This window comes from Nocardioides hankookensis (genome assembly GCF_042658885.1).
GTDB classification, from domain to species: domain Bacteria; phylum Actinomycetota; class Actinomycetes; order Propionibacteriales; family Nocardioidaceae; genus Nocardioides; species Nocardioides hankookensis.
In genome coordinates this window covers 734,225-745,574 of the sequence record NZ_JBHSRJ010000004.1, presented here as the reverse complement: position 1 = coordinate 745,574, position 11,350 = coordinate 734,225, and the positions used below count along the sequence as shown (strand labels likewise).

The window sequence follows — 11,350 nt, the reverse complement described above, 5'->3', positions numbered from 1 at the left end:
TCTGTAGGGGTAAGCCACCCTGGAACACTGATTTCGTTGTTTCAGGCCCGGTAGACGGCCGTCCCGTCGATCCAGGTGGACACCACCCGGGTGCCGCCGATGTCGTCGGCCGAGCCCGCGAACGGGTCCCGGTCGAGCACCACGAGGTCCGCCGTCGCGCCCGGGCGCAGCACCCCGGCGCTCCGTACATCTTCTGGCCCACGGTGGTTGATCCACGCCGAGCCGGAGGTGTACGCCGCGAACGCGCTCTCGAGCGCGATCGCCTGCTCGGGCAGGAACCGCTCGTGCCCGGCGCGGCCCGCCTCGCCGTACGCCGTCCGGTTGACGGCGACGTGGATCGCCTCCAGCGGGTTCGGCGTGCTCACCGGCCAGTCGCTGCCCGCGACCAGGCGGGCGCCGGCGCGCTCGAGGTCGCCGAAGGGGTACTGCCAGGCCGCGCGCTCCTCGCCGAGGAACGGCAGCGTCAGGTCGACCATCTGCTCGTCGAGGCACGCCCAGAGCATCTGCAGGTTGGCGGCGACTCCGAGCCCGGCGAAGCGGCCCACGTCGTCGGGGTGGACGAGCTGGAGGTGCGCGACGTGGTGGCGCCGCTCGGGATCGGTGCCCTCGAAGGCGTCGAGGGCCTCGCGGGCGCCGCGGTCGCCGATCGCGTGCACGTGCACCTGGAAGCCGGTGGCGTCGAGCAGCCTCACGTACTCCCGCAGCGCCTCGGGCTCGACGAACGAGTGGCCGGCATTGGTGGTCGCGTGGCCGCAGCGGTCGAGGTACGGCGCACCCAGGGCGGCCGTGAAGTTCTCGGCGACGCCGTCCTGCATCACCTTCACGCTGGTCGCCCGGAACTGCCCGTGCGTGTACTGCTCGCGGCGCGCCACCAGGTCCGGGATCTGCTCAGCACCGCGGGTGCGGTCCCACCAGAGCGCGCCGACGACGTGCGCGGAGAGGTCGCCCTCCTGCGCCGCGCGGAGGTACGTCGGGCCGGGGTCGTCCATGCCGGCGTACGCACCGACGATGGCGTCCTGCCACCCGGTCACGCCGTACGAGTGGAGGTAGCGCTGCCCCTCGAGCAGCGCGGCGTAGTACTCGTCGTCGGTGGTCTGCGGGGTCAGCCGCGCGACCGCGTTCATGGCGCCCTCGTGCAGCGTGCCGGTCGGGCGGCCCTCGGCGTCGCGCTCGAAGCGGCCGTCGGCGGGGTCGGGCGTGTGCCGGTCGACGCCGGCGAGCTCCAGGGCGCGGGTGTTGACCCAGGCGCCGTGGTGGTCCCGGTTGGGCAGGAAGACCGGCCGGTCGGGCACGACCGCGTCCAGGTCGGCGGCGGTCGGCGTGCCGCCCGGGAAGGCCGACATCGCCCAGCCGCCGCCGAGGATCCAGGGCCGTTCCGGGTGCGCGTCGGCGTACGCCTTGACGATCCGCAGGTAGTCGTCGCGGGTGTGGCCGTCGGTCAGGTCGCAGCGGGTGCGCTCGAGGCCGCCCTGCACCGCGTGGACGTGGGCGTCGACGAACCCGGGAGCCACCAGCCCGCCATCCAGATCGACCACCTCGGTGGTTGAGGTGCGAGCGGAGCGAGCCTCGAAACCACCGTCGACCGACACGATGCGACCGCCGTCGACGAACACCGACCCCGCCCCGACGTACCGGTGCCCGTCGAAGAGGGCGCCGTTGGTGAAGAGCGTCGCCATCAGCGACCTTCCAGCAGCGGTCCGGCCGGGTCGTGCGAGATGCCGTGCTTGCGGGCGGCCAGGCCGGAGAGCGCCTCGAGGCAGACCCGGTTGGCGAGGAACGCGGTGATCTCGGCATGGTCGTACGGCGGCGAGACCTCGACGACGTCGATGCCCGCGACGGGCAGCTCGCGGCAGATCCGGCGTACGGCGTCGAGCAGCTGCCTCGAGGAGAGCCCACCGGGCTCCGGCGTGCCCGTGCCGGGCGCGTGGCCGGGGTCGCAGACGTCGATGTCGACGGAGAGGAAGACGGCGTCGCACTCGTCGAGGGCGATCTCGAACGCCTCGTCGAGGCAGGCCTCGAGACCGCGCTTGCCGATCTCGGTCATCTCGTAGGAGCGCATGTTCTGCTCGGCCATCCAGCCGAGCGTCTCGGGGCCGGGCCAGTAGCCGCGCAGCCCCATCTGGAGGAACCGGTCACCGCGCAGCGCGCCGGACTCGATCAGCCGGCGCATCGGCTGGCCGTGCCCGTAGAGCGAGCCGAACTCGATGTCGCCGGTGTCGGCGTGCGCGTCGAAGTGGATCATCGAGACCTTGCCGAAGCCGTGGTGGCGCGCGACCCCAGTCGCGTCGGGCAGGGCGATGGAGTGGTCGCCGCCGAGGATCAGCGGGATCGCGCCGGCGCTGGCGACGGCGTAGACGGCCTGCTCCAGGGCGCCCAGCGAGCGCTCGATCTCCCCCGGCGGCATCTCGACGTCGCCCGCGTCGACGACCCGGATGTCCTGGAGTGCGTCGACGCGCAGCGCGAGGTGCGGGCGCGAGCCGTCGTGCGGGAGGTAGTCGGTCTGCCGGATCGCCTGCGGGCCGAAGCGGGTGCCCGGTCGGTGCGACGTGCCGCCGTCGAACGGGGCGCCGACGACCACGACGTCGGCCGCGGCGAGGCTCGTCGCGTCGTCGAGGTCGACCGGGTCGACGCCGAGGAAGGTGATGTCGGGTCCGAATTGCGGTCCGTACCGGGTCATGGGCCCAATTCAACAACGGATTCCGGAGAAATCACACGCTTGAGCGACGGATTCGCTTGCTTCTCGCCATGCGGACCGCGCACCATGGAGGTATGCAGCAGGACTACGACCACCTCCAGCGGGCCGCCAAGGACCACCTGTGGATGCACTTCACGCGCCACTCGACGTACGACACCTCCGACGTGCCGATCATCGTGCGCGGTGAGGGCGCCTACATCTACGACGCGCAGGGCAAGCGCTACCTCGACGGTCTCGGCGGGCTCTTCGTCTCCCAGCTCGGCCACGGGCGCACCGAGCTCGCCGACGCGGCGGCCGCGCAGGCCAAGGAGCTGGCGTTCCACCCGCTGTGGTCCTACGCGCACCCGAACGCGATCATGCTCGCCGAGCGGATCGCGGCGTACGCGCCGGGCGACCTCAACCGGGTCTTCTTCACCACCGGCGGCGGCGAGGCCGTCGAGTCCGCGTGGAAGCTCGCCAAGAACTACTTCAAGCTCACCGGCAAGCCGATGAAGCACAAGGTGCTCAGCCGGACGATCGCCTACCACGGCACCACCCAGGGCGCCCTGTCGATCACCGGCCTACCGCCGCTCAAGGCGCAGTTCGAGCCGCTGGTGCCGTCGACCTTCCGGGTCCCGAACACCAACATCTACCGGGCCTCCGAGACCACCGGCGGACTGCTCGACGGCAGCGACCCCGAGGCCTTCGGCCGCTGGGCGGCCGACCAGATCGCCGTACAGATCGAGAACGAGGGGCCCGAGACCGTCGCGGCCGTCTTCCTCGAGCCAGTACAGAACGCCGGCGGCTGCTTCCCGCCCCCGCCCGGCTACTTCCAGCGGGTGCGTGAGATCTGCGACGAGTACGACGTGCTGCTGGTCTCCGACGAGGTCATCTGCGCCTACGGCCGGCTGGGCTACATGTTCGGCGCGGAGCGCTACGGCTACCAGCCCGACATCATCACCTCGGCGAAGGGCATCACCTCGGGCTACGCCCCGCTCGGCGCGATGATCACCTCGGACCGGCTGATGGAGCCGTTCCTCCAGGGCGCCGAGATGTTCGCCCACGGCTTCACCTTCGGCGGCCACCCGGTCTCGACCGCGGTCGCGATGGCGAACTTCGACGTCTTCGAGAACGAGCACATCCTCGAGCACGTCCGCGACAACGAGGGCGCCTTCCGCTCCACCCTCGAGCGGCTCCTGGACCTGCCGATCGTCGGCGACGTCCGCGGCGACGGGTACTTCTACGGGATCGAGCTGGTCAAGGACAAGGACACCCGGGAGACCTTCAACGAGGAGGAGTCCGAGAAGCTGCTCCGCGGCTTCCTCTCCAAGGCGCTCTACGACGAGGGCCTCTACTGCCGCGCCGACGACCGCGGAGACCCGGTCATCCAGCTCTCTCCCCCGCTGATCTGCGACCAGACGCACTTCGACGAGATGGAGCAGATCCTGCGCACCGTCCTCGACAAGGCGGCCACCCTCCTGTAAGCCGACCCGGCGCCAGTTTTCAGCCGACCCGGCGCTGGTTTGGCAGGGTCGTGGACGTTGTCCACAGATCACGCCCGACGCCGCTGGGATGGACCTCATCGGGGCAGGTGTCTTCGGCATGGAGACACCTGTCCTGCCTGATCATCCGTTCGGCATGGTCGACGCCCGGCACTTCGGGCTCGACGCGAGCACGCTCTTCCAGCTGGTACGCCGCGGCGTTCTGCGACACCCAGTGCCGGGTGTCTACATCCCAGCCTCGCTCCCCGACGGCCTGGAGCTGCGCTGCCGGGCCTTGCGGCTCATCCTGCCTCCAGACGCGTTCGTCTGTGATCGTTCCGCCGCCTGGCTCCACGCGGGCGACCGCGCGCTCGCGCCCAACGAGCACCTGGAGGTGCCGCCGCTCTCCTGCTTCGTCCCGAGCGAGGGGCACCGCCTGCGCAACAAGCTCGTCGTGAGTGGCGAGCGCGAGATTCTCCCGCGCGACCTGATGGAAGTCGACGGGCTCTGCGTCACGACGCCGCTGCGGACCGCGCTCGACCTCGGACGGCTCGAGTCGAACGCTGACCTGAAGCTCAACGGCATGGACGCCATGCTGCGACTCGGCCAGTTCTCCCACGAACAGCTTCTCGCACAGGTGCCGCGCTTCAACCGCCGCCGCGGGGTCGTTGCGCTGCGCGTCCTGGCGCCGCTGGCCGATGGCGGCTCCGAGTCGTTCGGAGAGAGCGCCCTTCGACTGCGTTGGATCGGCGCGGGCTTGCCGCGACCCACCACCCAGATCTCGGTCCGGGACGACGGTCGCGAGATCTACCGCATCGACATGGGACTCGAGGACTTCCGCTTCGGCGCCGAGTACGACGGCGAGCAGTGGCACGGACCCGAACGCGCGGCGTACGACGGCGAACGCCACCGCTGGCTCGAGGACGAGCGGAACTGGACGCTCGAGCACTTCCGCCGTCGCCACGTGTTCGGCCAGCAGCAGGACGCAGAGGTACGGCTGCGGACGTCGTACGAGGCCCTGCGTGCACGCCTCGGACTCCCCCGGCGCTTCTTCGTCTGAACCCAAACCAGCGCCGGGTCGGCTACAAACCAGTGCCGGGTCGGCTGCAAACGAGCGCCGGGTCGGCGTCAGGTGAGCTTGGCCGCGCGGCGGCGGCTGGTGACCTCGCCGCCGACGACGATGGCGACGGAGATCAGGAACATCACGGTGCCGACGACGTTGACCTGCATCGGGACGCCGCGCTGGGAGACGCCCCAGACGTACATCGGGAACGTCGTGGTGTTGCCCGCGTTGAGGTTGGTGACGATGAAGTCGTCGAACGACAGCGAGAAGCTGAGCAGCGCGGCGCCGAGGATGCCCGGGAAGACCAGCGGGAAGGTGACCCGCCAGAACGTCTGTCTCGGCGTGGCGTAGAGGTCCATCGCCGCCTGCTCGAGGTTGTCGTCGAGACCCGCTAGTCGGGCCCGGACGGTGACGACCACGAAGGACAGGCAGAACATGATGTGCGCGATCAGGATCGTCCAGAAGCCGAGCTGACCACCGACGCCGGCGGCGACGAAGAGCGCGAGCAGCGAGGAGCCCATCACGATCTCGGGCGAGGCCATCGGCAGGAAGATCAGGAGGTTCATCCCGGAGCGGCCGGCGAACTGGTGGCGCACCAGCGCGAACGCCATCAGCGTGCCCAGGATCGTCGAGCCCAACGTCGCCAGGAAGCCGATCCGGATGCTGGTCCAGAGCGAGCCGCACATGCCCTCGGGCTCGCAGGGGTTCAGCCAGTTGTGCAGCGTGAAGCCGTCGAAGCGGTAGATCAGCCGGCTGCTCGGGTCGTTGAAGCTCATCAGGATCACGACGAAGATCGGCACGAACGTGTAGATCAGGACGGCGATCCCGAGGATGAGGACCAGGTGCTCGCGGAACCAGCGGCCGGCGGCACTGCCCTGCTTGTAGGTCACGGCGGTGCTCACAGCAGGTCCTCCGTCCCCGCGCGGCGCACGTAGAACAAGACCATGCCCACGATCAGCACCATCAGGATCACCGAGAGCGCGGCCGCCGCCGGGTAGTCGTTGGCGTCGGTGAAGAGGCTCTGGATCACGCTGCCGATCATCCGCTGGTTCGGGCTGCCGAGGAGCTGGGCGTTGATGTAGTCGCCGACCGCCGGGATGAAGGTCAGCAGCGTGCCCGACACGACGCCCGGCAGGGAGAGCGGCCAGGTGACCTTGAAGAACCCGACGAAGGGGTTCGCGTAGAGGTCGCTGGACGCCTCGATCAGGCGGTGGTCGATCTTGTCGATGCTCGCGTAGAGCGGCAGCACCATGAACGGCAGGAAGTTGTAGGTCAGACCGGCGATCACCGCGACCGGCGTCGCGAGCAGCCGGCCGTCGGCGCCCAGGACGTGCACCGCCTGCAGCGTGTTGACGATGAAGCCGTCGTCGGCGAGCAGCAGCTTCCACGACAGCGTCCGCACCAGGAAGCTGGTGAAGAACGGCGCGATCACCAGGACCAGCATCAGGTTCTTCCAGCGCCCGGCCTTGAACGCGATCGCGTAGGCCAGCACGTAGCCGAGCAGCAGGCAGAGGAGCGTCGCGAGCGCGCCGTACGCGAGCGAGCGGACCAGGGGCTGCCAGTAGGACTGGATCGCGTCCGTGTAGTTGGCCCAGTGGTAGGTCATCTCGTAGCCGTTGAGGTCCGACCCGCTGGGGTCGAACAGGCTGGTCGCGACCAGGGAGTAGAGCGGTACGACGAAGAACAGGGCGAGCCACAGCACGCCGGGGATCAGCAGGAAGTACCCGGTGGAGCCGCGCTTGCGGACCGTCTCGCTCATTCGGCGTCGACCTTCTGCGCGCCGGCCGAGGCGTCCTGGCTGAAGTCGAGGAGGAACGCGTACTCCGGGCGCCACGACAGCTCGACCGACTCACCCGGGCGGAACATCCGCCGTCGTCCGGTGTTCTGCTCGAAGACACCGAGCTCCTGGCCCCACGGCATCCGCACGAGGTACTGCGTGCTCACGCCCACGAAGCTGACGTCGGTGACGACGCCGCCGGGGATGGTGTTGCCGGGCGCGTCGAGCGCCTCGCCGGGCTCGCCGATGAGCACCTTCTCCGGCCGGATCCCGACCCAGCCCTTGTCGCCGTCGGCGTGGCACCGGTCGGTCGGGATCGAGACGCCGATGCCGTGCATGTCGACGGTGACGACGTCGGCGGCGCGGTTCTGGATGGTGCCCTCGATCAGGTTCGACTGGCCGAGGAAGTTGGCGACGAACGTCGACTGCGGGTTCTCGTAGAGGTCCGCCGGTGCGCCCATCTGCTCGATGACCCCGGCGTTCATCACCGCGACCGTGTCGGCCATCGTCATGGCCTCCTCCTGGTCGTGCGTGACGTGGACGAAGGTGAGCCCGACCTCGGTCTGGATCCGCTTGATCTCCAGCTGCATCGAGCGTCGCAGCTTGAGGTCCAGGGCGCCGAGCGGCTCGTCGAGCAGCAGCACCTCGGGCTTGTTGATCAGCGCCCGCGCCAGCGCGACCCGCTGCTGCTGACCACCGGACAGTTGGGCCGGCTTCTTGCGGGCCTGCGACTCGAGCTCGACCAGCTCGAGCATCTCGCGCACCGCCTGCTCGACGTCCTTGCGCTTGCGGCGACGCAGCCCGAACGCGACGTTCTCGAAGATGTCGAGGTGCGGGAAGAGCGCATAGCTCTGAAAGACCGTGTTGACCGGCCGCTGGTAGGGCTTCGCGTAGGTGATGTCCTGCCCCGCGAGGGTGATCGACCCCGAGGTCGGCGTCTCGAGACCCGCCACCATCCGCAGCGTCGTCGTCTTGCCACAGCCGGACGGCCCCAGCAGCGCGATGAACGAGCCGCGGGGTACGTCGAGGTCGAGGCTCGAGACCGCGTGGAACGAGCCGAACGACTTGGTCACCTGCCGCAGCCGCAACCCGTCGTACGCCTCGGAGTCCGTCGCCGTCGGCTCCTGCTCAGCCACCTGTGACATCGTCGAACTCTCCTTGGTAGGCGGTGATCTGCTTCTCGTCGAGCGGCATGAAGTCGAACGTGACGGCGAGGGTCTCGTCGTCCGGGAAGATCAGGACGTTGTCGACCAGGCTCGGGTCGACCTTCTCCATCGCTTCCTTCGCCCCGTCCACGGGGCAGATGTAGTTGACCCAGGCCGCGAGCTTGGCCGCGTTCTCGGGGTCGTAGTAGTAGTCGATCCACTTCTCGGCGTTGGCCTGGTGCTCGGCCAGGTTGGGCACGAGCATGTTGTCGCTCCAGAGCGACAGGCCCTCCTCCGGCGCGATGAACTTGATGTCCGGGTTGTCGAACTGCGCCTGGATCACGTCGCCGGACCACGCCTCGCACGCGACGATGTTGCCGGCCGCGAGGTCCTGGATGTACTCGTTGCCGGTGAACGCGCGCACCTGGCCCGACGCGACGACCTCCCGCAGCCGGTCGATGGCGTTGGCCCAGTCGTCGTCGGTGAAGTCGCTCGGGTCGGCGCCGACCACCTTGAGCATGAAGCCCATCGTGTCGCGCATCTCGCTGAGCAGGCTGATCTTGCCGTTGAGCTCGGGGCGGGTGAGCAGCTCCTCGAAGCTCTTCACCTCGCCGGTCTTCGCCGCGTTGTAGGCGATCCCGGTCAGGCCGCTCTGCCACGGCGCGTGGTAGGTGAGGTCGGGGTCCCACTGCCGGCCCTGGAGGGGCTTGATCAGGTTGGCGTGCAGGTTGGGGACGCTGCCCTTGTCGAGCGGCTGGATCCAGCCGAGCGAGATCATCCGCGCGGCCATCCAGTCGGTCAGCACGATCATGTCGCGGTTGATCGTCTGGCACGACCCGAGCTGGTTCTTCACCTTGGCGTAGAACTCGTTGTTGTCGTTGACGTCGTCGGTGTAGTCGACGCTGACCCCGGTCTGGTCCTCGAAGACCCGCAGGGTCGACGTGGGCTTCTTGATCGGGTCGATGTACGCCGGCCAGTTGGAGACGATGAGCTTCTTCTGGCTGGCCGACAGGTCGGTCGCCCGACAGTCGGCGGGGTTGACCTTGCGGGGGTCGACCCCGAAGAACGGCAGCTGCAGCGCCGCGAGGCTGACGCCCGCGAACGCGAACCCACCGCCGGCCTTGAGCAACCCGCGACGAGACAGCCCGCCTCGTCCACCCCCGGTGGGTCCCTGCACCATGCGGACTCCCTTCGAACCTGCTCGACGCCTCGGATCGTGCCACGCTGAGGGGCTCTCGACAAGCGATCCCGTCGATACGAAACATCCTCGCAACGAAATCCTTCGTCCCAGGTTGCCCAGACCACCGGTGGTACGCCGCTACCATCCCCCCATGAGCAGGAACTCCGGCCGGGCAGCACTTCCGTTGGACGACGTCTCCAAGGCGATCATCGAGCAGCTCCAGCAGGACGGGCGGCGCTCGTACGCCGCGATCGGCAAGGTCGTCGGCCTGTCGGAGGCGGCCGTGCGCCAGCGCGTGCAGCGGTTGATCGAGTCGGGCGTGATGCAGGTGGTCGCCGTGACCGACCCGCTCGAGCTCGGCTTCGCCCGCCAGGCGATGGTCGGGATCCGGGTCTCCGGCCCGCTGGAGCCGGTGGCGGACCGGCTCGCCGAGCTCGACGAGGTCGACTACGTCGTCATCACCGCCGGGTCCTTCGACCTGCTCGTCGAGGTCGTGTGCGAGACCGACGAGCACCTGCTCGAGCTCATCTCGGGCAGCATCCGCACCGTCGAGGGCGTGGTCGCCACCGAGACGTTCATGTACCTGAGCCTGCGCAAGCAGACCTACTCGTGGGGTGTGCGCTGACCCCCGTCGACCGCAGGGATCCGCACTACGAGCGGCTCTCGCTCTGGCACGACACCGTCGAGACCGACTGGACGCCGCGGGCCCCGCTCGAGGGTGACGTCGAGGCCGACGTCGCCATCGTCGGCGCGGGCTTCACCGGGCTCTGGACCGCCCACTACCTCGCCGAGGCCGACCCCGAGCTGCGCGTCGTCGTGCTCGAGGCGGAGACCGCCGGCTTCGGCGCCTCGGGGCGCAACGGTGGTTGGTGCTCGGCGCTCTTCCCCGCCTCGCTGCCGACGCTCGCCGGGTACGCCGACCGCGCGGCCGCCCTCGACCAGCACCGCGCGATGCGGGAGACCGTCGACGAGGTGGTGCGGGCGGCCGCCGCGGAGGGCATCGAGGCCGACATCGCGCAGGGCGGCACCATCTCTCTCGCCCGCAGCCGCGCGCAGTGGTCCCGGGCGAAGGCCGAGGTCAAGGAGGCGCGGGCCTGGGACCGCGACGAGGACGACGTCCGGCTGCTCAGCGCCACCGAGGCGACCTCGATCCTCCGTGGCAGCCACACCCGCGGCGCGACGTACACGCCCGACTGCGCGGTCGTGCACCCCGCCCGCCTGGTCCGCGGGCTCGCGAGCGCGGTCGAGCGCCGCGGCGTCGCCATCCACGAGCAGACCCGGGTCACGGCGATCGAGCCGCACCTGGCCCGCACCGAGCAGGGGCTGGTCCGGGCGCGCACCGTGCTGCGTGCGACCGAGGGCTACACGGCGACCCTGGCCGGTGAGCGGCGCACCATGGTGCCCGTCTACTCGCTGATCATCGCGACCGAGCCGCTGCCGCCGGAGGTGTGGGACGAGATCGGCCTCGCCCGACGCGAGACGTTCACCGACCACCGCCACCTGATCATCTACGGGCAGCGCACCGCCGACGATCGCCTGGTCTTCGGCGGCCGCGGTGCGCCGTACCACCTCGGCTCGCGGATCAAGCCGGAGTACGACCGCGACGAGAAGGTCTTCGCGCGGCTGTACGCCACCCTCGTCGACCTCTTCCCGGTCCTGGTCGGCACCCGCGTCACCCATGCGTGGGGCGGCGCCCTGGGCATCCCGCGCGACTGGTGCGCGTCGGTCGGGCTGGACCGGGAGACCGGCCTGGGCTGGGCGGGCGGGTACGTCGGCGACGGGGTCAGCACGACCAACCTGGCCGGTCGCACCCTGCGCGACCTCGTCCTCGGCCGCGACACCGAGCTCACCCGGCTCCCGTGGGTCGGCCACCGCTCCCCCGGCTGGGAGCGCGAGCCGCTGCGCTGGCTCGGCATCAACGCCGGCCTGCACGCGATGACCCTCGCCGACGCCGAGGAGTCGCTCACCCGGATGCCGAGCCTGGTGGCGCGCGCCGTCGCGCCCCTGCTGGGCTAGGCCTGTTGGAATGG

The 11,350-nt window shown here is 69.9% G+C and carries 10 protein-coding genes; 4 read left to right on the top strand and 6 right to left on the bottom strand.

Going from position 1 to position 11,350, the window contains the following annotated elements; genetic code table 11:
- Nucleotides 1–41 precede the first annotated feature (41 nt).
- Nucleotides 42–1,676, bottom strand: coding sequence for an amidohydrolase (locus tag ACFPYL_RS10030; protein ID WP_379153450.1), 1,635 nt, complete (start codon nucleotides 1,674–1,676; stop codon nucleotides 42–44).
- Nucleotides 1,676–2,677: an agmatinase gene (gene speB, locus ACFPYL_RS10025; protein ID WP_379153449.1), complete on the bottom strand. Its 1,002-nt coding sequence runs from the start codon at nucleotides 2,675–2,677 to the stop codon at nucleotides 1,676–1,678. The genes ACFPYL_RS10030 and speB overlap by 1 nt, the downstream gene beginning before the upstream one ends.
- Before the next feature lie 92 nt (nucleotides 2,678–2,769).
- Here speB and ACFPYL_RS10020 point away from each other — a divergent pair, with 92 nt between their 5' ends.
- Both ACFPYL_RS10020 and ACFPYL_RS10015 read left to right on the top strand, forming a co-directional pair.
- Nucleotides 2,770–4,158 carry an aspartate aminotransferase family protein gene (locus tag ACFPYL_RS10020; RefSeq protein ID WP_379153448.1) on the top strand — a complete coding sequence of 463 codons (1,389 nt, stop codon included), beginning with the start codon at nucleotides 2,770–2,772 and terminating at the stop codon, nucleotides 4,156–4,158.
- Between the two features lie 118 nt (nucleotides 4,159–4,276).
- Nucleotides 4,277–5,215 carry a hypothetical protein gene (locus ACFPYL_RS10015; RefSeq protein WP_379153446.1) on the top strand — a complete coding sequence of 313 codons (939 nt, stop codon included), beginning with the start codon at nucleotides 4,277–4,279 and terminating at the stop codon, nucleotides 5,213–5,215.
- 68 nt (nucleotides 5,216–5,283) lie between these two features.
- On the opposite strand, the gene ACFPYL_RS10010 is transcribed toward ACFPYL_RS10015, so the two are convergent.
- The 4 genes from ACFPYL_RS10010 to ACFPYL_RS09995 are packed head-to-tail and all read right to left on the bottom strand — an operon-like array spanning nucleotide 5,284 to nucleotide 9,320.
- On the bottom strand, nucleotides 5,284–6,120 hold the full coding sequence (locus ACFPYL_RS10010) for an ABC transporter permease (RefSeq protein WP_379153445.1): 837 nt from the start codon (nucleotides 6,118–6,120) through the stop codon (nucleotides 5,284–5,286).
- On the bottom strand, nucleotides 6,117–6,977 hold the full coding sequence (locus ACFPYL_RS10005) for an ABC transporter permease (RefSeq protein ID WP_379153444.1): 861 nt from the start codon (nucleotides 6,975–6,977) through the stop codon (nucleotides 6,117–6,119). Before ACFPYL_RS10005 ends, ACFPYL_RS10010 begins: the two co-directional genes overlap by 4 nt.
- Complete coding sequence (locus ACFPYL_RS10000; protein ID WP_449289708.1) at nucleotides 6,974–8,131, bottom strand: ABC transporter ATP-binding protein; 1,158 nt, start codon at nucleotides 8,129–8,131, stop codon at nucleotides 6,974–6,976. Before ACFPYL_RS10000 ends, ACFPYL_RS10005 begins: the two co-directional genes overlap by 4 nt.
- Nucleotides 8,124–9,320 carry a polyamine ABC transporter substrate-binding protein gene (locus ACFPYL_RS09995; protein ID WP_379153441.1) on the bottom strand — a complete coding sequence of 399 codons (1,197 nt, stop codon included), beginning with the start codon at nucleotides 9,318–9,320 and terminating at the stop codon, nucleotides 8,124–8,126. Before ACFPYL_RS09995 ends, ACFPYL_RS10000 begins: the two co-directional genes overlap by 8 nt.
- 151 nt (nucleotides 9,321–9,471) lie before the next feature.
- Between ACFPYL_RS09995 and ACFPYL_RS09990 the strand changes: the two genes are divergently transcribed.
- Together ACFPYL_RS09990 and ACFPYL_RS09985 are read left to right on the top strand one after the other, a co-directional pair.
- Nucleotides 9,472–9,945 (top strand): Lrp/AsnC family transcriptional regulator, encoded by a 474-nt coding sequence (locus ACFPYL_RS09990; protein ID WP_449289707.1) that lies wholly within the window; start codon nucleotides 9,472–9,474, stop codon nucleotides 9,943–9,945.
- Nucleotides 9,930–11,336: an NAD(P)/FAD-dependent oxidoreductase gene (locus ACFPYL_RS09985; protein WP_379153439.1), complete on the top strand. Its 1,407-nt coding sequence runs from the start codon at nucleotides 9,930–9,932 to the stop codon at nucleotides 11,334–11,336. The genes ACFPYL_RS09990 and ACFPYL_RS09985 overlap by 16 nt, the downstream gene beginning before the upstream one ends.
- Nucleotides 11,337–11,350: the final 14 nt, after the last annotated feature.

What these genes read in the sequence shown, in the direction of transcription:
- ACFPYL_RS10030 (WP_379153450.1), bottom strand. Translation starts at nt 1,676, where the DNA reads ATGGCGACGCTCTTCACCAACGGCGCCCTCTTCGACGGGCACCGGTAC.
- speB (WP_379153449.1), bottom strand. Translation starts at nt 2,677, where the DNA reads ATGACCCGGTACGGACCGCAATTCGGACCCGACATCACCTTCCTCGGC.
- ACFPYL_RS10020 (WP_379153448.1), top strand. Translation starts at nt 2,770, where the DNA reads ATGCAGCAGGACTACGACCACCTCCAGCGGGCCGCCAAGGACCACCTG.
- ACFPYL_RS10015 (WP_379153446.1), top strand. Translation starts at nt 4,277, where the DNA reads ATGGAGACACCTGTCCTGCCTGATCATCCGTTCGGCATGGTCGACGCC.
- ACFPYL_RS10005 (WP_379153444.1), bottom strand. Translation starts at nt 6,977, where the DNA reads ATGAGCGAGACGGTCCGCAAGCGCGGCTCCACCGGGTACTTCCTGCTG.
- ACFPYL_RS09995 (WP_379153441.1), bottom strand. Translation starts at nt 9,320, where the DNA reads ATGGTGCAGGGACCCACCGGGGGTGGACGAGGCGGGCTGTCTCGTCGC.
- ACFPYL_RS09990 (WP_449289707.1), top strand. Translation starts at nt 9,472, where the DNA reads ATGAGCAGGAACTCCGGCCGGGCAGCACTTCCGTTGGACGACGTCTCC.